This is a genomic window from Acidovorax sp. GW460-11-11-14-LB4, from assembly GCF_059423685.1.
Genome location: NZ_JBWKYJ010000050.1, coordinates 1 through 20,619 on the forward strand (window position 1 = coordinate 1; position 20,619 = coordinate 20,619).

A 20,619-nucleotide genomic window follows, 5' to 3' on the forward strand; every position below is an offset into this window, starting at 1 on the left:
GTGTCGGGGGCGGGGGGGGCTCCATGTACCCCAGGGGGATCTGTCCTACAGGGGAGCGCGCCATCGACGCATGGCTGGGTTGCAGCGTCTTTTGTATCGTGAAAACACATTGGCCCTGAATGACAACCCCAGGAGGTCGCCCATGCCGGTATTGCCCACAACGTCCCAACCGCGCCGCTTGAACCCCTCGGTGGCTTTGCCGCCCGCGACCCGCTGGTCTTCGGCCGCCATGGCCCTGTTGCTGGCGGCCTGCGTGCACAGCCCGCAGGCCGCCGTACCCAACCCTGGACTGCAAGGAGGTCCAACCCTGTGGGAGCACACCGCGATAGCGCCTTGCGACAGGGCGCCCACCGCACGGCCGGCGCTGGAGCGCATTGGCCGCGAGCTGCAGTCCCAGGGCATGGCGCTGCAGGCCACCTGCAACACCGCCAGCGGTGGCTGGGTGGTACAGGTACAGGTGGTGGATGGCACCAAGGCCCAAAAGGTGGTGCGCGGGCCGCTGGCCGACGGGCAGGCCGTGGACATGGGCACTCCGGCGGGCGCTGCCCGCTCGGAGGCGGCGGCGGGCGCCAGCGGTTTCTCCCCGGACGTGCTGCACAACCGCCAGTGGCTGCGGGAGCTCATGGCGCGCCACCAGTTCGACAACCTGCCGGATGCCTGGTGGCATTTCGCGCAGCGGGGTGTGCCGCCCGCACAGGCTGCAGACACCGATCTCGCCGCACGGTGAACCTGCACTCGGCGCGTTGAGACGCTGCGGAGCTTGCGCCACAGGGCCCGAGTGGGGGGCGAGGGAAGCGTCCAGTGGGCTGACTCAATGGAGCCCGACCGGCAGATAGATACGGTGTGTGCTCCATTTCAGTTGCTGAAATTTTGAGCAGGTACAATCCCGCCTCCTTTTTCAGCATCTGTTGCTGCCTCCCCCTCCCTATCCCCGCCCATGCAAATTGGCCACATTCCTTTGGCGAACCGGTTGTTCGTCGCCCCGATGGCGGGCGTCACCGACCGGCCGTTTCGCCAGCTGTGCAAGGCATTGGGCGCCGGGTATGCGGTGAGCGAGATGGTGACCTCGCGCAAGGATTTGTGGAACAGCCTCAAGACCTCGCGCCGGGCCAATCATGAAGGGGAGCCGGGGCCCATTGCCGTGCAGATCGCCGGCACCGATGCACCGATGATGGCCGAAGCTGCGGTCTACAACGTGGAACGCGGCGCGCAGATCATCGACATCAACATGGGCTGCCCGGCCAAGAAGGTCTGCAACAAATGGGCGGGCTCCGCCCTGATGCAGAACGAGGCGCTGGCGGTGGAGATCGCCGCTGCGGTGGTCGAGGCCTGCGCTCCCTTCAACGTGCCTGTCACGCTGAAGATGCGCACCGGCTGGTGCCAGGAGCACAAGAACGCCGTGGCATTGGCGCGGCAGTTTGAAAGCGTGGGCATCCAGATGCTCACCGTGCACGGCCGCACGCGCGAGCAGGGCTACAAGGGCCATGCGGAGTACGACACCATCGCTGCCGTCAAGGCGGCGGTGAAGGTGCCTGTGGTGGCCAACGGCGACATCACCTCGCCCGAGAAGGCGCGCGACGTGCTCGCCGCCACCGGTGCCGACGCGATCATGATCGGCCGAGCCGCACAGGGCCGGCCATGGATCTTCCGCGAGATCGGCCACTTTCTGGCCACGGGCGAACACCTGGCACCACCGCTGGTGGCCGAGGTGCGGCGCCTGCTGCTGGACCACCTGCAAGACCACTACAGCCTGTATGGCGAGCTGACCGGCGTGCGCAGTGCGCGCAAGCACATTGCCTGGTACCTGCGCGCGCTGCCGGGCGGCGAGGCCTTGCGGGCACATATCAATACGATCGAAGACTGCACCACACAGTGGCAGGCCGTGGCCGACTACCTGGACGCCCTGGGCCAACAGATGGACCGGCTGCCTGCCGCCACCGACGTGGATGCCGACACAGAAGAACAAGAGGGATTGGTTGCATGAGCAAGAAACACATCGAAGAATGCGTGCGCGAAAGCCTGCAGGGCTACTTTCGCGACCTGGGCGGCGAGACGCCCGATGGCATGTACGACATGCTGGTGCGTGTGGTCGAAAGGCCGCTGCTGGAAGTCGTGATGCAGCAGGCCGACAACAACCAGTCACGCGCTGCCGAATGGCTGGGCCTGAACCGCAACACCCTGCGCAAGAAGCTGGTCGAGCACAAGCTGCTCTGACCGGGTTCGTCTGATTGCTATTTATTTTGTAGCTGCTTGCGCATGATGCACTAGCGCTACAGCCCGTTTTTATTCAAAACCTCCGCACCACCACCATGAACGCACTTCTCTCCGTCTCTGACAAGACCGGCATCGTCGAATTCGCGCAAGCGCTGCACGCGCTGGGCATCAAGCTGCTGTCCACCGGCGGCACCGCCAAGCTGCTGGCCGACAAGGGCCTGCCCGTGACCGAGGTGGCCGAAGTCACTCAGTTCCCCGAGATGCTGGACGGCCGCGTGAAGACGCTGCACCCCAAGGTGCACGGCGGCCTGCTGGCCCGCCGCGAGCTGCCCGAACACATGGCGGCATTGAAGGAACACGGCATCGACACCATCGACCTGCTGGTGGTGAACCTGTACCCCTTTGAAGCCACCGTGGCCAAGGCCGGTTGCACGCTGGCCGACGCCATCGAGAACATCGACATCGGCGGCCCCGCCATGGTGCGCAGTGCCGCCAAGAACTGGAAGGACGTGGGCGTGATCACCTCGGCCGACCAGTACGACGCCGTGCTGGCTGAACTCAAGGCCGGTGGCAAGCTCAGCGACAAGCTGCGCTTTGCGCTGTCGGTTGCTGCGTTCAACCGCATCGCGCAGTACGACGGCGCCATCAGCGACTACCTCTCGTCCGTCACGTTTGAAGAAGAAAAACTGTCGGAAACCTATGTGCCCACGCGCACCCAGTTCCCCGGCCAGAGCAACGGCATCTTCACCAAGGTGCAGGACCTGCGCTACGGCGAAAACAGCCACCAGCAGGCCGCGCTGTACCGCGACCTGCACCCCGCGCCCGGCTCCCTGGTCACCGGCGTGCAGCTGCAGGGCAAGGAGCTTTCGTACAACAACATCGCCGACGCCGATGCCGCCTGGGAATGCGTGAAGAGCTTTGAGGCCGCGGCCTGCGTGATCGTCAAGCACGCCAACCCCTGCGGCGCGGCCGTGGGCCTGGACGCGCTGAGCGCCTACAGCAAGGCCTTCCAGACCGACCCTACCAGCGCCTTCGGCGGCATCATCGCCTTCAACCGCGTGGTGGACGGCCAGGCGGCGGCCCAGGTGAGCAAACAGTTTGTCGAGGTGCTGATGGCCCCCGACTTCACCGCCGAGGCGCTGGAGATCTTCAAGGCCAAAGCCAATGTGCGTCTGCTCAAGATCGCGTTGCCCGCACACGGTGGCAAGACCGACTGGGAACGCGGCCGTAACGCCATGGATGCCAAGCGCATTGGCTCGGGCCTGTTGCTGCAGACCGCTGACAACCACGAGCTGTCGCTCATCGACCTCAAGGTCGTGACGAAGAAGCAGCCCACGCTGGAAGAAATGGAAGACCTGCTGTTCGCCTGGAAGGTCGCCAAGTACGTCAAGAGCAACGCCATCGTCTTCTGCAAGGGCGGCATGACCATGGGCGTGGGTGCGGGCCAGATGAGCCGCCTGGACTCGGCCCGCATCGCCAGCATCAAGGCAGGCCACGCAGGCCTGACCTTGCAAGGCACGGTCGTAGCGAGCGACGCCTTCTTCCCCTTCCGCGACGGCCTGGACGTGGTGGTTGATGCGGGCGCTACCTGCGTGATCCAGCCCGGTGGTTCGATGCGCGACAACGAAGTGATCGACGCCGCCAACGAGCGTGGCGTGGCCATGGTCTTCAGCGGTGTGCGCCACTTCCGCCACTGAGATGATGGGTATCGCGACGGGGCTCGCGGCGGTGCGCGCGCATGCACCGCGACGATGAGACCCCGCCACCCCGGCCCCGCTGGCTGGGGTGGGCCCTGATGGTGTTCATGGCACTGGTGGTGCTGGGCATGCTCAACCTGGGCTGGCGCATGCTGCAGCCGGGGCCGGGCGCTGCGAGTGCCGCTCAGGGCGCGTCGGGTGCAGGCGGGTTAGAAGGCAGCGCTGCCTCACCGCCCTCCGCACCGGCCGGACTTCGCCTGGTGGAGGCATCCGATTGCCTGCGCTGCCATGGCATGGAGCGCTACTACGTAGGCCCGTCGTTCCAGCAGGTAGCAGCGCGGTACCGTGACCGCGCCGACGCAGTCGATTACCTGGCCGGCAAGATCCGCAACGGCAGTGTGGGCGAGTGGGGCCGCACCTTGATGCCGCGCCACCCGCAAGTCACGGAAGCCCAGGCGCGCGAGATGGCGCAGTGGCTGGTGTCGCTGCCGGTGCCGACCGCAGCGGCACAGGGTGCGTCGGTCGCAGAGCCCGCATCTGCCGCCCGCTGAATGGCGATGGCGGCAGGGTCTGGAGGCCCGCTGGGGCTCAGGCCCCAAAGTTCATCGGCAGGCCCACATAGTTTTCCGCCAGCGACACCGAGGCCGCACGGGAGTGCACCAGGTAGTCCAGCTCAGCCTCCTGGATCTTCTGGCCGAACTCGCCAGTTTCCGGAAAGCGGTGCATCAGCGAAGTGAACCACCAGGAGAAGCGCTCGGCACGCCACACGCGGCGCAGACAGCGGTCGGAGTAGGTGTCGATGCCAACGGCTGACTTTTCTTTGTAGAACTCGGTCAGCGCGGTCCACAGATAACCCACGTCGCTGGCGGCCAGGTTCAGGCCCTTGGCGCCCGTGGGCGGCACGATGTGGGCGGCATCACCCGCCAGGAACATGCGGCCAAAGCGCATGGGCTCGGCCACAAAGCTGCGCAGCGGGGCGATGCTCATCTCCAGAGCGGGGCCGGTCACCAGGTTGGCGCGGGCCTCGGGGTCCAGGCGGTTGCCCAGCTCGGTCCAGAACTGGTCGATGGTCCAGTTCTCGACCTTGTCAGTCGTAGGCACCTGCACGTAGTAGCGGCTGCGCGTGGCGCTGCGCATGCTGCACAGCGCAAACCCGCGTTCGGTGTTGGCATAGATGAGTTCGTGCGACACCGGTGGCACATCGGCCAGCACACCCAGCCAGCCAAAGGGGTACACGCGCTCATAGGTCTTGAGCAGGTCGGCCGGCGCGCTGGCGCGGCACACGCCGTGGTAGCCGTCGCAGCCCGCGATGAAGTCGCAGGCCAGCTCGTGGGTCTGGCCGTCTTTTTCGTACGTCACGCGTGGGTGCTGGCCGTCAAAGTCGTGCACTTGTACGTTCTGTGCGTCGTACACGGTGGTGAGTCCGGCCGCTGCGCGCGCATCCATCAGGTCGCGCGTGACTTCGGTCTGGCCGTACACCGTCACGCGGCTGCCGCCGGTCAGCTCGTGCAGATCGATGCGGTGGCGCTGGCCCTTGAACAGCAGCTCGATGCCGTCGTGGGGCAGGCCCTCGGCGTGGGCGCGGGCACTCACGCCCGCCTGGTCCAGCAGGTCCATGCAGACCTTCTCCAGCACCCCGGCGCGGATGCGGCCGAGCACGTAGTCGGGGCTGCGCTGCTCGATGATGACGGCGTCAACGCCGGACTTGTGAAGCAACTGACCGAGCAGCAGGCCGGCGGGGCCGGCACCAACGATGGCAACCTGGGTGCGCATGGGAAACCTCTGGGAATAGGGTGGGGGAGATGGGGGATACCAAAAACCAGTGGCCTTGAGCGTAGGTTGATCCAGATCAAAGCGATATCCGGCGCTGCCGATTGCGTGCGATCAGTCGATACTTTGTGCGATGATCGCGCAGTGTCCGGGGTGATGCGGGTGGTCAGGCCCGTTGGTGAGTGCACCGAGTCGCTGCAGGGCCCCGGTAGCCCTGGCGTTCGAACCCCGCTCAACCCCCTGGTCCCCAACCCGTCACCCCCATGGCTTCCACCCCCATCGCCAAGGCAGACTTCATCGAAGGCATGGCCAAAGGCATGGCCGTGCTGGAGAGTTTCGACACCGAGCGCCAGCGCCTGAACGCCACACTGGCGGCGCAGCGCACCGGCCTCACGCGCGCGGCGGCGCGGCGGCACCTGTTGACCCTGGCGCACCTGGGGTATCTGGAGACGGATGGCAGCTACTTCTGGCTGGCGCCCAAGGTGCTTCGGTTTTCGGGCAGCTACCTCGCGTCTGCCCGGCTGCCGCGCGTGCTGCAACCCACGCTGAACCGGCTGGCAGCCCAGACCCAGCAGTCATTCTCGGCGGTGGTGCTGGATGGGGATGAGGTGGTCATCGTGGCGCGCAGTGGCGTGTATGGCGCGCCGTCGCGGGTGCTGGCCTATGGCTTGCACCTGGGCGCGCGACTGCCGGCCCACCCTACGTCCACCGGCCGCGTGTTGCTGGCGGCGCTGCCCCCGGCGGAGTTGACTGCCTGGCTCAAGAACCGGCCCTTGCACCGCCTCACACCCCAAACCATTACGCAGGTAGGCCCGCTGCGGCAGGTGATCACCAAGGTGCGGCGGGACGACTATTGCCTGGCCGTGGAGGAGCACGAGCTGGGCGTGCACGCGCTGGCTGTGCCGCTGCGCAACCTGCAGGGCCATATGGTGGCGGCGCTCAACGTGGTGGCGTCGCCCAAGCAGATGGACGAGGGCAGCCTGCAGCGCGACATGCTGCCGCTGCTGCAGGAGGCCGCCCGCGAACTGCGCGGACTGCTGTGACTGTCCGCCACAAGCCTCGTCGCCATGAAAAATGGCCCTCGGGAGGGCCATTCGGTGCCAAATTGGCAGGAAGCGCTAGTGCGATATGCGCTGCTAGCTATTATTTTGAGAGCGTCTTGAATACTTCACGCGCAGCAGCCACGGTGGCTGCCACGTCGTCGGCGGTGTGGGCGGCGCTCACGAAGCCCGCTTCATACAAGGCCGGTGCAATGTAGATGCCCCGGTCCAGCAGACCGTGGAACAGCTGGTTGAAGCGCGCACTGTCGGTTTTCAGCACCTGGGCATAGTTCTGCGGCAGTTCGGGCAGCAGGAAGAAGCCGAACATGCCGCCTTCGCAGTCGCCGCAGAACGGCACGCCTTCCGCCGTGGCAGCGGCTTGCAGGCCATCGACCAGCGAGCGGGTGCGGGCCGACAGCGCATCGAAGAAGCCGGGCTTTTGGATCTCGCGCAGCGTGGCCAAGCCACAGGCCGTGGCCACCGGGTTGCCCGACAATGTGCCCGCCTGGTACACGGCGCCCAGCGGTGCGAGGTGTTCCATGATGGCGCGCGGGCCACCAAAGGCCGCGAGTGGCATGCCACCGCCGATCACCTTGCCCAGCACGGTGATGTCGGGTTGGAAGCCGGGGATACTCTTGGCGTACACGCTTTGCGCGCTGCCCAGGGCCACGCGGAAACCGGTCATCACTTCATCCAGCACCAGCAGCGCACCGTATTCGGTGCACAGCTCGCGGCAGCGCTGCATGAACGGCACGCTCGCGCGCACCAAGTTCATGTTGCCCGCGATAGGCTCGATCATCACGCAGGCCAGTTCCTTGCCGTGCAGTGCAAAGGCTTCTTCCAGCTGGGCGACGTTGTTGTATTCAAGCACCAGGGTGTGCTGCACCACTTCGGGCGGCACGCCAGCGCTGGTGGCATTGCCAAACGTGGCCAGGCCCGAGCCGGCCTTGACCAGCAGCGAGTCGGCATGGCCGTGGTAGCAGCCTTCGAACTTGATGAACTTGCTGCGACCCGTGGCGCCACGGGCCAGGCGGATGGCGCTCATGCCCGCTTCGGTGCCCGAGCTGACCAGACGAATCATCTCCATGGACGGCACCAGGCTCAGGATCTCCTCGGCCAGCTCGACTTCGCGCTCGGTGGGGGCGCCAAAGCTGAAGCCTTCGAGCGCCGCCTTCTGCACCGCGTCGAGCACGGCGGGGTGGCCGTGGCCGAGGATCATCGGGCCCCAGGAGCCGATGTAATCAATGAAGCGCTGGTCGTTCGCATCCCAGAAGTAGGCGCCTTGCGCGCGCTTGACGAAGCGGGGTGTGCCTCCGACCGCCTTGAAGGCCCGCACGGGCGAGTTCACGCCTCCGGGGATCAGCGCCTTGGCGCGTTCGAACAGGGGAATATTGAGATCAGTGCTTGGTGTCATGGGGTGGCATCACAAAACCCTCCAGGGCCTGTGTTTCATCAATCGTGGTTTCTTCTTCGTCGCCGTCAGTCTCGTCGTCCTCAGGCTGTGCCCAGAACATGCGGTCGGGCACGATGTGCCCCATGCCGGGGCGAAAGCCTGCGTCCAGGCAGCGGTCGAGGTATCCCAGCGCTTCGCTGGTGGCTTCGCCCAAGTCGTTGCCGCTGGCCACCAGGGCAGTGAGTGCGGCCGAGAGCGTATCGCCCGCACCCGAGAAGGTGGCGTCAAACAGCTCGAACTTGCCACTGCCCAGCACGGTCTGCGGCGAGGCCAGCACGTTCTCGACGAACTGCTCGGGCAAGGGGATGCCAGTGACCAATGTGTAGGGCACGCCCATCTCGGACGCTGCGCGGGCAATGTCCCGGGCGGTGGGGCTGCGCTCGCCCGTCCAGTCCGGCAGCAGCCAGCGCCACAGGGTGCTGTGGTTTCCAACCAACACCGAGGTCTGGGGCAGCAGCAGCTCGCGGAAGGCGTCGAGGTACTCGTCGATCAGCTCGTCCCGCCACCAGGACAGGTTGGGCATGTAGGCGATCACGGGGACTTCGTCATAGTCGGTCGTGATCTCGGCAATGGTGCTGATGTTCTCGGGGCTGCCCACAAAGCCGACCTTGATCGCCTGCACGGGCAGGTCTTCCAGCACGGCCCGCGCCTGCTCGGACACAGCCTCGTCGTCGAAGCTGAAGTGGTCAAAAATCTGAGCGGTGTCGCGGGCATAGGCCCCGGTGACCACGGCGATCGGATGTCCGCCGACCGAGGCGATGGTGGTGATGTCGGCGGTCAGTCCGCCGGCTCCGCTGGGGTCGCTGGCATTGAACACCAGCACACAGGCCGGGCTCGCTTCCTCCGCGTCATCGTCGTCAATGTCTGGGATTTCTGGGGGGGGAAGGGAGGCTTTGATGGTCATGGACCAGATCCTGCTGGAGGGGTGGCACGGAAGCTGCAGGCCGCGGAGATCACTAGATACAATCGTTGCATTCTATGTGAAGGCCCTTTAAGCTGTGACCGACTTTAAAACTTGGATGTGTTTGATTTGCGGCTGGATTTATGACGAGGCTGAGGGGTCTCCCGAACACGGCATTCCACCCAACACCCCCTGGGATCAGGTCCCGATGAACTGGACCTGCCCCGAATGTGGTGCCCGCAAGGAAGATTTCGAGATGGTCCAGATCTGAGGCGCTCCAGCACCAATCGCTGCTGCGTTGTTTATTTTCTCCATCGGGAGCAGTGACAATTGACTACAACAGGCGCATCTTTCAAAGTGCTCGTGGTGGATGACAGCAACACCATCCGTCGAAGCGCCGAGATTTTTCTCAAGCAGGGGGGGCACGAAGTCTTGTTGGCCGACGACGGCTTTGATGCTTTGGCCAAAGTCAACGATTACCAGCCTCAGCTGATTTTCTGCGACATCCTCATGCCCAAGCTCGACGGGTACCAGACCTGCGCCATCATCAAGCGCAACGCCCGTTTCGCAGATACCCCGGTGGTGATGCTGTCCTCCAAGGACGGCGTGTTCGACAAGGCGCGTGGGCGCATGGTCGGCTGCCAGGAATATCTCACCAAGCCGTTTACCAAAGACCAGCTGTTGCAGGCAGTGCAGCAGTTTGGCAATTCCCAACAAGGAGCCATGTAATGCCCATTCAGAAAGTATTGGTCGTCGACGACTCGAAGACCGAGTTGATGTTTTTGACGGACCTGCTTCAGAAAAAAGGCATGCAAGTCCGTACCGCAGAAAATGCCGAAGAGGCGTTTCGTCGTCTGGCCGAAGAAAAGCCTGACCTCATCCTGATGGATGTGGTGATGCCAGGCCAAAACGGGTTTCAGCTCACGCGTGCCATTACCCGTGACCCCCTTTACGCTGATGTGCCCATCATCATGTGCACCAGCAAGAACCAGGAAACCGACCGTGTCTGGGGTATGCGCCAGGGTGCGCGCGGCTACATCACCAAGCCGGTGGATCCCGCAGAGCTGCAGGCCAAAATTGACGCTCTGAACTGAGGCAGCGGCGCGCTCATGGCAAACCGCGAAGCCCTACGGGAGCTCCAGACCCGACTTGCCAGCCGTTTGCAGGCTGCAAGGTCCGAAGGTACGTCTGTGTCCTCCTGGCTGGCTGTAGAGTCCGCCGGGAATTTCTATTTGCTGCCCCTGGGGCAGTCCGGGGAGATCTTCCCCTGGGTATCGGTGCAGGCCGTGCCTTACACCCAGCGCTGGTTTCTGGGTGTGGCCAACCTGCGAGGTGGCTTGGTGGGGGTGGTGGATCTGGCTGGGTTGCTGGGGTCCACCGCAGCACGCACTGAGCAGGCCCTGTCCGAGGCCAGCCTGTTGGCGTTCAATGCGGCGCTCGACGTGAATGCTGCCTTGCTGGTGGACCGCCTCGCCGGTCTGCGCGGCACGGATGCGTTTGTGTCGTCCGAGCCGCCCGCCGAGGATTCACCCAGCTTCTTCGGCACCACCTATATCGATTCCAGTGGCACACGCTGGCAGGAGCTGAACTTGCAGATCCTGTCCCAACATCCCGCTTTCCTGAGCATCAGTGCTTGAGTTTTTCTGTAAGGCTGCACCATGTCCGTCGTCAATCAATTTGGAAAACTGTTCAACCGGAAACCCGCCACGCCTGACACTGGCGCAGCCGCCGGCGCGACCGACGATGGGCAGGATCTCCTGGCCACGGGGGCGCTGGATGGCTCGCAACTGCGCGACTCCTACCAGGCCGAAGCCATGAACAGCGTCCAGGGCGATCCCGATGGCTACACGCCCGAGTTGACCGCGCCTGAGGCCGAAGAAGACCTCATCAGCCTGCCCCTGCTGGGCCGCTCGACCGCTGCCGGCCATCAGCGCCGACTGCTGGCCCTGCTGGCCGTGGGTGTGGTGGTGCTGGCGCTGATCGCCGGTTGGGTGCTGCAGCAGGCCGACCGTTCCGCACAGCAATTGGCTGCTACCGGTCAGTCGCTGATGCAGTCGCAACGTCTTGCCAAGTCGGTGTCGCAGGCGTTGGTGGGTAGCCCACAGGCCTTCCCGGACGTGGTGGAAAGCTCTGGCGTGCTGGCCCGCAACGTGCGCGCCCTGAATGCCGGTGACAACGAGCTGGGTGTGCAGTCGCTGGGTGAACCCTTCAAGCCCGATCTGGACGCCGTCAACCCCCTGATGGAGCGCGCCGAGCGCAACGCCAGCGTGGTGATGGGTCAGCAAAAGATCCTGACGCAGGTGGGTGACGCTCTGCGCACCATCAACCGCCAGTCATCCGACCTGCTGGAAATCGCTGAAACGGTCTCCTCGCTCAAGCTGCAACAAAATGCGCCCGCTGCCGAAATCTCCGCCGCAGGCCAGCTGGTGATGTTGACCCAGCGTATCGGCAAGTCGGCCAACGAGTTCCAGACCATGGAAGGCGTGAGCCCTGAGGCTGTGTTCCTGTTGGGCAAGGACTTGAACTCCTTCAAGGAAATCGCGCAAGGCCTGCTGGAAGGCAGCCCCGAGCTGCGCCTGTCGGCCACCAAGGACGCGCAGACCCGCGAACAACTGGAAGCGCTGATCAAACTGTACGAACAGACCCGGACCCAGGCCAGCGCGATTCTGGGCAACCTGCAAGGTCTGGTGTCTGCCCGCGAAGCACAGTCCGCCATCATTGCCGACAGCGAGCCACTGCGCCGCCAGCTGGAAGGTCTGCAGAGCAAGCTGTCCGCCCAGACCGGTCTGGGCGCCGGCCAGTTCGCCGCTCTGGCACTGGCAGGCTTGTTCGTGCTGTTGTGCGGTATCGGCATTTCGCGCGTCCAGCTGCTGGACAGCCGTGGCCGTCAGGCAGCTGCGGAAAACCAGCAACGCGACGCCAAGCGCCAGGAGCAGGAAGCCAAGCGCGTCAACGACGCCAACCAGGCCGCCATTTTGCGTTTGATGAACGAACTGCAGTCGGTCGCTGAAGGTGACCTGACGCAAGAAGCCACTGTGACGGAAGACATCACCGGCGCCATTGCCGACTCGGTGAACTACACGGTGGAAGAGCTGCGCCAACTGGTGGGCAGCGTGCAGAACACGGCGACCCGCGTGGCGCAGACGACTGCCCAGGTGGACAACACCTCGACCGAACTGCTGGCGGCATCGACCGAGCAGCTGCGTGAAATTCGCGAAACCGGCCGCTCCGTTCTGGACATGGCGACCCGCATTAACGAGGTGTCTACACAAGCGCAAGAGTCCGCCACGGTGGCCCGTCAGTCGCTGCAAGCCGCGGACTCGGGTCTGCAGGCCGTGCAGAACGCCATCGGCGGTATGAACTCCATCCGTGACCAGATCCAGGACACCTCCAAGCGGATCAAGCGCCTGGGTGAATCGTCGCAGGAGATCGGTGAAATCACCGAGCTGATTTCTGACATTACCGAACAGACGAACGTGCTGGCTCTGAACGCTGCCATCCAGGCTGCATCCGCCGGTGAAGCCGGTCGCGGCTTCTCGGTGGTGGCGGAAGAAGTGCAGCGTCTGGCTGAACGTTCGGCCGATGCGACGCGCCAGATTTCTGCCCTGGTGAAAGCCATTCAGACCGATACCCAGGATGCCGTGGCTGCTATGGAGCGCTCCACGCAGGGTGTGGTGGAAGGGGCACGCCTGTCCGACAGCGCTGGTACTGCGCTGACCGAGATTGACCGCGTGTCGCGCCGTTTGGCCGAACTGATTGAGCAGATTTCGTCTTCGACTTCCCGGGAAGCTGTTCTGGCCAACGAAGTGGCCGACAACATCCAGCACATTTTTGCGGTGACCGAGCAGACGGGTGAAGGTACCCGCACCACAGCGCAACAGGTGCGCGAGCTCTCGCACATGGCCGAGGAACTGCGCCAATCGGTGGCACGTTTCAAGATCGCCTGACGCAGCAGTTAGTCATCAACCAGCTGGCTCATTGCAGCCGGGGACGAATCCATGTCATCTATTGATGTCAACAATGCACCGGCCGCCGACGGGACCCAGGGAGATCAGGACCTGGGTCCTTTGGCTTGGGTGCTTGACGAGCTGCGCAAATCGCTGGACGGTGCTGTCAAGGCGATGCGGCGCTTTGTGCGTGATGCCGAGGTAGCACGCGAGTCCGATCTGGCGGCGCTGGACGCTGGCCCCCTGCGCATTGCGCGCCAGCAACTGCACCAAGCCTGTGGTGCGCTGGAAATGGTGGGCATGGGCCCTCCGGCGCTGGTGTTGCGGTCCATGGAATCGGCGGTGCAGAAGTTTGTTCAGCGCCCCGAAACCTGCAGCGATGACGCTGCGGCCGTGATCGAGCGCGCCAGTTTTGCGCTGATCGAATACCTGGAAACCGTGCTGGCGGGCAAAGCGGTATCGCCCGTGTCCCTGTTTCCGCAGTACCGCGATGCCCAGGCATTGGCAGGCGCTGATCGCGTTCATCCCGCTGACCTCTGGCCGGTGGAGCGCCGTTTCCGTGAACCCGAAGGTGCGGTGTCGCGCCCACCTCTGCCCTACGGTCCCGAGGCGCGGGCGCGGCTGGATGCAGCTGTGCTGCGCATCGTCAAGTCGGGGGACCTGAAGGCCGCCCTGAGCCTGCGCGACACATGCCTGGGCTTTGTGGCCGCACAAACAGATCGGCAGGCTCGTGCGTTCTGGAAAATTTGCGCGGGTTTCTTCGATGCGTTTGGTTCGGGCCTCTTGCCGCCAGATGTGTATGTCAAGCGCGTGGCATCCCGTGTGCTCATGCAGTACGCCACGTTGGCCAAGGGCGATCCGACGATCGCCGACCGGCTGGTGCAGGACCTGCTGTTCTTCTGCTCGCAGGCCAAGGTTGCCGATCTGGCAGAGGACGCAGCGCCCTCATTGCGTGCTGTCCGTCAGGCCTTTGCGCTGGACCGCTTCAAGCCGGTGGACTACGAGACTGCCCGCTTCGGACGTTTTGACCCGGCGGTGTTGACGCAGGCGCGCAAGCGCATTGCCTCGGCCACGGAAACCTGGTCTGCCCTGGCGGGTGGCGACCGCAACAAACTCAAGCCAGCGGCAGACCAGTTCAGCCTGGTGTGTGATTCGCTGCGCAAGCTCCATCCGGGCAGTGAGAACCTGGCGCAGGCTCTGACGCGTGCCCTGGATTCAACCACCCGATCGGGCGAACCCCCGTCGCCCGCATTGGCGATGGAAGTGGCTACCTCCGTGCTGTACCTGCAGGCAGCTTTTGAAGAGTTGGACACGGCAGACGAACAGATGGAAGCCCGCGCCAGCCGTCTTGCAGAGCGTCTGGATGCGGTCACGGCGGGTGCCGAACCCGAACCCCTTGAACAATGGATGGAAGAGCTGTACCGCAGGGTCAGCGACAACCAGACCATGGGCAGCGTGGTCGATGAGCTCCGGGTGACCCTGGGCGAGGCCGAAAAGGCCATGGACCAGTTTTTCCGCAACCCGAAGGACACTGGTGTGCTGGCGACCGTGCCAGGGCATCTTGCGCAGATGCGCGGCGTGCTGTCAGTGCTGGGGCTGGATCAGGCATCACTGGCGGTGGTCCGCATGCGCGACACGGTGGAGCGCCTGCTGATCAACGAGGTGCCCGAAGAAGAACGCCAAAGCGCGTTTGAAAAGCTGGGTAACAGCCTGGGCGCATTGGGTTTCCTGATCGATATGCTGAGCTATCAGCGCACCATGGCGCGCAAGCTCTTTGTGTACGACGAAGAACTGGGCGAACTGCGCATCCTCATGGGTAAAACCCGTGCGCGCGCCTCTGATGCTGTGGAAGAAGCGCCTGCCAAGCTGGAAGAGCGTTCTGCCACCTTGGTGCCAGACGTGATTCCCCGCTTTCCGGTGCAGGAGCCTGTCAGCGAGCCCACGGACTTTGCGCCGTTCCCTGATTTTGAGTCGGCCCCCGCAGCCGATGCCAGCGTGGCGGCAGAGCCCGCAGGCCTGGCCCCGGACATCTCCTTTGACGTTCCCGCCGTTGCCGCGCCCGTACCGCTGGAAGCAGCCGCTCCGGCGGCTGCGGCTGCGCCTGCTCCAGCGCCCGATGTCGAAGATGAACTGCTCGACGTGTTCCTCGAAGAGGCACGCGAAGTGGTGGTCAACGGCCTGGCTGCCATTGAGCAGCTACGGGGTGAACCTGGTGACCTGAGCGAGCAGACCACACTGCGCCGTGCGTTCCATACGCTCAAGGGCAGCTCGCGCATGGTGGGGCTGAACTACTTTGGCGAAGCAGCCTGGTCGATGGAGCAGGTGCTCAACGTCTGGCTGGCCGAACAAAAGCCCATGCAGCCGAGCTTGTTGCAGTTGTCCACCGACGCACTGCATGCTTTCAGCAGCTGGGCAGACGACATCGCCGCAGGCCGCGCGACGGGCTGGGACCCTGAGTCCTTCCGCCGGTCGGCAGACGCCATGCGCCTGGATGGCACGCTGGTACCGCTGGCGATGCCATCGGGTGGCGGTATGGCGCCCGAACCTACAGCACCACAGGCCGCGCCGGAGCTTGCCGAGGCCGTGGCAGAGCCGGTGGATGCCCTCTCCGCCGAAGTGCTCAGCGAAGAACTGACGGTGCCGGATTTCCAGGCCACCGAGATTTCCGAGCATGTGCCCGAACAGCCCGTCGAGAGCGCCAACGGTGCCCCGGAAGTGGCCGAGGAGATCGACTTCTCGGTGTTCACTGCAGCTTTGAACGAGTCTGCCCACGAACCTGCACCTGTGGTCGATCCGTCCAGTGTGGACTTTGTCCTCGACCTGGAGCTGCCTGACCTGGAACCTGTGTCTGCGGAAGCGCCTGTGCCCGCAGTGGATCACGCAGAAGCTGTCGATGCGCCGCTGCAAGCGCCCGCAGGCGCCCTGGGCGACGAACTATTGCTGCCAGAAGACCTGGTGCTCGATGCCGCCGAACCGCAAAACGCGGTGGATACAGAGGCCCGCATTCCTTCGGATGGGTTGGAAGCCCTGGACGTGGCTGAGTTGGAGAAGCTGCTGGAGGCCGAGTCGGCCGAGGCTGCCGAACTGCTTGCACCTGCCCCCGAGGACGTGGCTGTGGCCAGTTCGGAAGCGTTGCCAGACGACCTGATCGCTGAAGTGGAGCCCGCGCAAGAAGTGTCGCATCTGCTCGATGCCCTGCCGCAGGAAGAAGGCGGCAGCGACGATGCCGTCAAGGTCATCGACACGCTGCGCATCGGTATCCCGCTGTACAACGTATACCTGAATGAGGCCGATGAATGGTCTCGTCGCTTGGTGACCTGTTTGCAGGAATGGGCGCTGGAGCTGCATGAGCCGCTGCCTGACACGGCCGTGGCCCTGTCGCACTCGCTCGCCGGCAGTTCGGCTACGGTGGGCTTCACCGCGCTGTCCGAAATGGCCCGCGTGCTGGAGCACACGCTGCAGCATGTGCAGCTGCAGTCGGGTGGCACCGAGGAGCAAGCGGCAGCGTTCATGGCTGCAGCGGAAGACATCCGTCGCCTGTTGCACCAGTTTGCTGCCGGGTTCCTCAAAGAGCCCAGCCCGGAAGTGCTGGCCCAGCTGCGCCAGATTCTGGAAACCGAGGTGGTCAGCACCCAGTCTCCACCCGAGGAAGATGCGCAGGCCTACCTCGACGCCGCAGAGCAGGAAGCGTCCGAAATTGCTGCGGCCGAGTTGGCACCTGAGCCGGTGGTGGAGGTGCCTGTGGTGGATGCAGAGCCTGAGGCTGTTGCACCGGCTGTGCCTGCCCCCGTGGTGGGCCATGTGGCGCCTGCGCTGTCTGCAGTCATCCACGACCACGATCAGCACATTGACGATGCCATTGCGCACGCCATTGCCTCGATCCCGGACGCGGACGACGACATCGATGCGATCGACGTCATCGACCCTGACCTGTTCCCCATCTTCGAGGAAGAGGCGGCCGAGTTGCTGCCCCAACTCGGTGGTGCGTTGCGCCAATGGGCGTCGCGCCCCGACAACCTCAGCGCCCGCAGCGAAGTATTGCGAGCCCTGCACACGCTCAAGGGCAGTTCGCGACTGGCCGGGGCGATGCGCCTGGGCGAAATGGCCCACCGGCTGGAATCTGCGATCGAGCAGCTGGACGCAGAAACCGTCACGGCCGACCAGATCGAGCCATTGCAAGGCAGTTTCGATGGACTGCAAGCCAACTTCGAGGCGCTGCGTGCCATTGGTCAGGGGCCTTCCGACACAGTGGTTACTCTGCCGGTCGAAGCCACACCGGCCTTGCGTGCCAATGTGGTGGATGCGGCCGAAGCCTCCGTCCCCTCGGCGGCAGCATCTTCTGCCAAGCCTCTGGCGATAACGGCTCCGGCCGTACGCCTGCCCGGACCGTCCCAGCTGGCGCCCCTGCGGGTGGCAGCCAACCAGTCGGTGCGCGTGCGTGCACAGCTGCTGGACCGCCTGGTTAACCAGGCGGGCGAGGTGATGATCAGCCGTTCGCGTCTGGACGCGCGCCTGGGCCAGTTCCGCAGCTCACTCACCGATCTGTCGGGCAATCTGGACCGCTTGCGCCAGCAGTTGCGCGACATCGAGGTGCAGGCCGAATCCCAGATGCAGTCGCGCCTGGCGCTGTCCAAGGACTCTGCTGCGGGCTTCGATCCGCTGGAGTTCGACCGCTTCACACGGGTGCAGGAGTTGACCCGCATGATGGCCGAGTCGGTCAACGACGTGGCCACGGTGCAGCGCAATCTGCAACGCGCCATGGAAGGCGCTGAAGATGACTTGATTGCCCAAGGCCGCCAGGCGCGTGAGCTGCAGCGGGACCTGCTTCGCACACGTATGGTGGAGTTCGAGGGGATTGCCGAGCGCTTGTACGCGGTGGTGCGCCAGGCCTCCAAGGAAACCGGCAAGCAGATCAAGCTGGACATCACCGGCGGCTCCATCGAAATGGACCGTGGCGTGCTGGACCGCATGACGCCCGCCTTCGAACATTTGTTGCGCAATTGCGTGGCCCACGGCATTGAAGAGCCTGAAGTGCGCACGGCGGCCGGCAAGCCGTCGTCGGGCACCATCACGGTGGATCTGCACCACGAAGGCAATGACGTATCGGTCGAGTTCCGCGATGACGGAGCGGGTCTGAACCTGCCGCGCATTCGCGAAAAGGCCGTGTCTCAGGGCATCGTGGAGCCCGGCGTGGAGCTGAGCGATGCGGATGCGGCCAACCTGATCTTCATGCCAGGCTTCTCGACGGCCTCCGAAGTGACCGGTCTGGCAGGGCGTGGCATCGGCATGGACGTGGTGCGTGCTGAGATCAATGCGCTGGGCGGCCGCATCGAAACATCCACCGAGGCGGGCAAGGGTGCGGCATTCCGCATGGTGCTGCCGTTGACCACCGCAGTGACGCAGGTGGTGATGCTGCGCTCGGGTGACCTGGCGATCGGCGTTCCGGCCAACGTGGTCGAGATCGTCCGCCGCACCTCGGCCCCTGACTTAGCAGAGGCTTACCGTACCGGCGTGTTTGACGACGGCATGGAGAAGATCCCGTTCTTCTGGTCGGGAGCCCTGCTGCAGTCGTCCAGCCGCAGCACCGAGCCGGCGGGCAAGACCCGCCCGGTGGTGATCTTCCGAAGCGCTGCCCAGCGCGTGGCCATGCACGTGGACGAAGTGCTGGGCAACCAGGAAGTGGTGGTGAAGAACCTGGGGCCGCAGTTGTCCCGTCTGCCGGGTCTGGCGGGCATGTCCGTGCTGGCATCGGGTGCCGTGGTGCTCATCTACAACCCGGTGGCCTTGGCCACGGTGTATGGCGACCAGGTGCGTGCGGCCAGTGCCGACATGGCACCAGCGCCCGACACCCCCGCCGCAGGCGGCACGGGTAAGGCCGTCGTGTCTCAGCAGTTGTCGGGACCGAGCCAGGTGCCGCTGGTGCTGGTGGTGGACGATTCCATCACCGTGCGCCGCGTGACGCAGCGTCTGCTGCAGCGCGAAGGCTACCGTGTGGCTTTGGCGGCCGATGGCCTGCAGGCGCTGGAGCGGCTGCAGGAAGAGCGCCCGACGGTGGTTCTGTCCGACATCGAAATGCCGCGCATGGACGGCTTCGATCTGGCGCGCAACATCCGTGCAGACGGTGCCTTGCGTGATCTGCCCATCATCATGATCACCTCGCGGATTGCTGAAAAGCACCGCGAGCACGCGATGGAGCTGGGGGTGAACCACTACCTGGGCAAGCCGTATTCGGACGAAGAGCTGCTGAGCCTGATCCAGCACTACGCCCGCATCGCTGCGGCGGCCGAGGCCTGACACCATGCTGGCCCACTCCCGACCCTGCGAGTCAGCCTGGGTCGGGAGTGCTCTCTTGTTGCCTTGCCTTGTGGTGTCCTGTGCATGGACAGGGCGGACCGAGTCTCCGTGATGGACCCGCTGGCACCATCCCCTTCCCCCGATCCCCGGCTGCTGGCCTGCCTGGCCCTGGTAGCGCGCGAGCGGGCTTCGGACCTGTTTTTGCTGGCAGGCGCTGCGCCCACGATCAAGCGGCAGGGTGCCTTTGTCTCCATCACACAGCAAGTCCTGGCGGCCGACGATGTGCGGCAGATGGCCTATTCCATCTTGCGCGAGGCCCAGCGCAAGGAGTTCGAGACGACTATGGAGTGCGACCTCTCGCTGCAGACCGTCGACGGGGAGCGCTTTCGCGTGAACGTGCACATGCAGCGCGGGCAGGTCGGCATGGTGATCCGCCATGTGATAGCGCGGATCCCGACGCTGGAAGAACTGGGGTTGCCGCCCGTGCTCCAGCGGCTGGCGTTTCTCAAAGGGGGGTTGGTCCTGACGGTGGGCTCGGCAGGCTCGGGCAAGACCACCACGCTGGCCGCATTGCTGGACCATCGCAACACGCACACTGGCGGGCACATCCTCACGGTAGAAGACCCCATCGAATACCTGCACAGCCACAAAAAATCCCTGGTGACGCAGCGCGAGGTGGGTCTCGACACCCTGTCGTATGACGAGGCGCTGCGCCGTGCCATGCGCGAGGCGCCCAACGTGATCATGATTGGCGAGATCCGCGACCGGGCCACCATGCAGCACGCGCTGCACTACGCAGAGTCCGGCCATCTGTGTGTGTCCACCCTGCACGCCAACAATGCCAACCAGGCGGTGCAGCGCATCGTGAATTTTTTCCCCGAGGATGCGCACCGCCAGCTGCTCATGGACCTGTCCCTCAACCTGCGGGCGGTGGTGGCGCAACGCCTGGTGCCGGGCCTTGCGGGCCACTTGGTGCCCGCCACCGAGATCATGCTGCTCACGCCCTATGTCGCCGAGCTGATCCAGAAGGGGCAGATCGACGAACTCAAGACCGCCATCACCCGCAGTGGTGAGCAGGGCATGTGGAGTTTTGATCAGTCACTGCTGGGTATGGTGGAGGCGGGTGCGATATCGCCCGAAGAAGCCATCGCCAACGCCGACAACCGCACCGATGTGCGTTTGCGACTGCGGCTGGCCGCCGGTGCCTCGCTGGGCGGTGAGGGCATGCAGATGGCGCCGGAGGAATCCCCGCCGGACGACCCACCGCCCACGGCGCATCGCTAGCCCTCGGTGACCTGCTTGA

Annotated in this window: 16 protein-coding genes; 13 read left to right on the top strand and 3 right to left on the bottom strand. The window is 64.7% G+C overall.

Annotation, left to right across the window (positions count from 1 at the left end; genetic code table 11):
• The first annotated feature begins 142 nt into the window (after positions 1-142).
• The 5 genes from AC07X4_RS16635 to AC07X4_RS16655 all read left to right on the top strand — a co-directional run bounded on the left by AC07X4_RS16635 (position 143) and on the right by AC07X4_RS16655 (position 4,462).
• The gene (locus AC07X4_RS16635; protein ID WP_494740694.1) at positions 143-727 is read left to right on the top strand and encodes a D-Ala-D-Ala dipeptidase; all 585 of its coding nucleotides are present in this window, start codon (positions 143-145) and stop codon (positions 725-727) included.
• A 210-nt stretch (positions 728-937) separates the two neighbouring features.
• On the top strand, positions 938-1,984 hold the full coding sequence (gene dusB / locus AC07X4_RS16640; protein ID WP_494740695.1) for a tRNA dihydrouridine synthase DusB: 1,047 nt from the start codon (positions 938-940) through the stop codon (positions 1,982-1,984).
• Positions 1,981-2,214: a Fis family transcriptional regulator gene (locus AC07X4_RS16645; protein WP_015015597.1), complete on the top strand. Its 234-nt coding sequence runs from the start codon at positions 1,981-1,983 to the stop codon at positions 2,212-2,214. Before dusB ends, AC07X4_RS16645 begins: the two co-directional genes overlap by 4 nt.
• A gap of 95 nt (positions 2,215-2,309) precedes the next feature.
• Complete coding sequence (gene purH, locus AC07X4_RS16650; protein WP_494740696.1) at positions 2,310-3,911, top strand: bifunctional phosphoribosylaminoimidazolecarboxamide formyltransferase/IMP cyclohydrolase; 1,602 nt, start codon at positions 2,310-2,312, stop codon at positions 3,909-3,911.
• A gap of 41 nt (positions 3,912-3,952) precedes the next feature.
• Positions 3,953-4,462 carry a c-type cytochrome gene (locus AC07X4_RS16655; RefSeq protein ID WP_494740697.1) on the top strand — a complete coding sequence of 170 codons (510 nt, stop codon included), beginning with the start codon at positions 3,953-3,955 and terminating at the stop codon, positions 4,460-4,462.
• 37 nt (positions 4,463-4,499) lie between these two features.
• Here AC07X4_RS16655 and pobA read toward each other — a convergent pair whose 3' ends face one another.
• Positions 4,500-5,684 carry a 4-hydroxybenzoate 3-monooxygenase gene (gene pobA / locus AC07X4_RS16660; RefSeq protein ID WP_121942078.1) on the bottom strand — a complete coding sequence of 395 codons (1,185 nt, stop codon included), beginning with the start codon at positions 5,682-5,684 and terminating at the stop codon, positions 4,500-4,502.
• A 260-nt stretch (positions 5,685-5,944) separates the two neighbouring features.
• On the opposite strand from pobA, the gene AC07X4_RS16665 reads away from it, so the two are divergent.
• Positions 5,945-6,724 (top strand): IclR family transcriptional regulator domain-containing protein, encoded by a 780-nt coding sequence (locus AC07X4_RS16665; protein ID WP_494740698.1) that lies wholly within the window; start codon positions 5,945-5,947, stop codon positions 6,722-6,724.
• Positions 6,725-6,824: 100 nt separating this feature from the next.
• Here the strand turns inward: AC07X4_RS16665 and hemL are convergent, their stop codons facing one another.
• Both hemL and thiD read right to left on the bottom strand, forming a co-directional pair.
• Positions 6,825-8,135 carry a glutamate-1-semialdehyde 2,1-aminomutase gene (gene hemL / locus AC07X4_RS16670; RefSeq protein WP_494740699.1) on the bottom strand — a complete coding sequence of 437 codons (1,311 nt, stop codon included), beginning with the start codon at positions 8,133-8,135 and terminating at the stop codon, positions 6,825-6,827.
• Positions 8,119-9,078: a bifunctional hydroxymethylpyrimidine kinase/phosphomethylpyrimidine kinase gene (gene thiD, locus AC07X4_RS16675; protein WP_056746881.1), complete on the bottom strand. Its 960-nt coding sequence runs from the start codon at positions 9,076-9,078 to the stop codon at positions 8,119-8,121. The genes hemL and thiD overlap by 17 nt, the downstream gene beginning before the upstream one ends.
• Before the next feature lie 115 nt (positions 9,079-9,193).
• On the opposite strand from thiD, the gene AC07X4_RS16680 reads away from it, so the two are divergent.
• The 7 genes from AC07X4_RS16680 (at position 9,194) to AC07X4_RS16710 (ending at position 20,600) form a co-directional block, all read left to right on the top strand.
• The gene (locus tag AC07X4_RS16680; protein ID WP_165836572.1) at positions 9,194-9,346 is read left to right on the top strand and encodes a rubredoxin; all 153 of its coding nucleotides are present in this window, start codon (positions 9,194-9,196) and stop codon (positions 9,344-9,346) included.
• 59 nt (positions 9,347-9,405) lie between these two features.
• Entirely contained in the window at positions 9,406-9,804 is a 399-nt protein-coding gene (locus AC07X4_RS16685; RefSeq protein WP_005796099.1) for a response regulator, read from the top strand.
• Positions 9,804-10,169, top strand: coding sequence for a response regulator (locus tag AC07X4_RS16690; RefSeq protein ID WP_005796104.1), 366 nt, complete (start codon positions 9,804-9,806; stop codon positions 10,167-10,169). The genes AC07X4_RS16685 and AC07X4_RS16690 overlap by 1 nt, the downstream gene beginning before the upstream one ends.
• 15 nt (positions 10,170-10,184) lie before the next feature.
• Complete coding sequence (locus tag AC07X4_RS16695) at positions 10,185-10,712, top strand: chemotaxis protein CheW (protein ID WP_116747887.1); 528 nt, start codon at positions 10,185-10,187, stop codon at positions 10,710-10,712.
• Between the two features lie 21 nt (positions 10,713-10,733).
• Complete coding sequence (locus AC07X4_RS16700) at positions 10,734-13,022, top strand: methyl-accepting chemotaxis protein (protein WP_056066230.1); 2,289 nt, start codon at positions 10,734-10,736, stop codon at positions 13,020-13,022.
• A 51-nt stretch (positions 13,023-13,073) separates the two neighbouring features.
• Positions 13,074-19,316 (top strand): hybrid sensor histidine kinase/response regulator, encoded by a 6,243-nt coding sequence (locus AC07X4_RS16705; RefSeq protein ID WP_494740700.1) that lies wholly within the window; start codon positions 13,074-13,076, stop codon positions 19,314-19,316.
• A gap of 111 nt (positions 19,317-19,427) precedes the next feature.
• Positions 19,428-20,600, top strand: a complete 1,173-nt coding sequence (locus AC07X4_RS16710; RefSeq protein ID WP_494740706.1) for a PilT/PilU family type 4a pilus ATPase — start codon at positions 19,428-19,430, stop codon at positions 20,598-20,600.
• Positions 20,601-20,619: the final 19 nt, after the last annotated feature.

Coding starts and splice junctions, on each gene's coding strand:
- AC07X4_RS16655 (WP_494740697.1), top strand. CDS start 3,953: ATGCACCGCGACGATGAGACCCCGCCACCCCGGCCCCGCTGGCTGGGG.
- AC07X4_RS16680 (WP_165836572.1), top strand. CDS start 9,194: ATGTGTTTGATTTGCGGCTGGATTTATGACGAGGCTGAGGGGTCTCCC.
- pobA (WP_121942078.1), bottom strand. CDS start 5,684: ATGCGCACCCAGGTTGCCATCGTTGGTGCCGGCCCCGCCGGCCTGCTG.
- thiD (WP_056746881.1), bottom strand. CDS start 9,078: ATGACCATCAAAGCCTCCCTTCCCCCCCCAGAAATCCCAGACATTGAC.
- AC07X4_RS16645 (WP_015015597.1), top strand. CDS start 1,981: ATGAGCAAGAAACACATCGAAGAATGCGTGCGCGAAAGCCTGCAGGGC.
- AC07X4_RS16710 (WP_494740706.1), top strand. CDS start 19,428: ATGGACCCGCTGGCACCATCCCCTTCCCCCGATCCCCGGCTGCTGGCC.
- purH (WP_494740696.1), top strand. CDS start 2,310: ATGAACGCACTTCTCTCCGTCTCTGACAAGACCGGCATCGTCGAATTC.
- dusB (WP_494740695.1), top strand. CDS start 938: ATGCAAATTGGCCACATTCCTTTGGCGAACCGGTTGTTCGTCGCCCCG.
- AC07X4_RS16665 (WP_494740698.1), top strand. CDS start 5,945: ATGGCTTCCACCCCCATCGCCAAGGCAGACTTCATCGAAGGCATGGCC.
- AC07X4_RS16700 (WP_056066230.1), top strand. CDS start 10,734: ATGTCCGTCGTCAATCAATTTGGAAAACTGTTCAACCGGAAACCCGCC.
- hemL (WP_494740699.1), bottom strand. CDS start 8,135: ATGACACCAAGCACTGATCTCAATATTCCCCTGTTCGAACGCGCCAAG.
- AC07X4_RS16695 (WP_116747887.1), top strand. CDS start 10,185: ATGGCAAACCGCGAAGCCCTACGGGAGCTCCAGACCCGACTTGCCAGC.
- AC07X4_RS16705 (WP_494740700.1), top strand. CDS start 13,074: ATGTCATCTATTGATGTCAACAATGCACCGGCCGCCGACGGGACCCAG.
- AC07X4_RS16635 (WP_494740694.1), top strand. CDS start 143: ATGCCGGTATTGCCCACAACGTCCCAACCGCGCCGCTTGAACCCCTCG.
- AC07X4_RS16690 (WP_005796104.1), top strand. CDS start 9,804: ATGCCCATTCAGAAAGTATTGGTCGTCGACGACTCGAAGACCGAGTTG.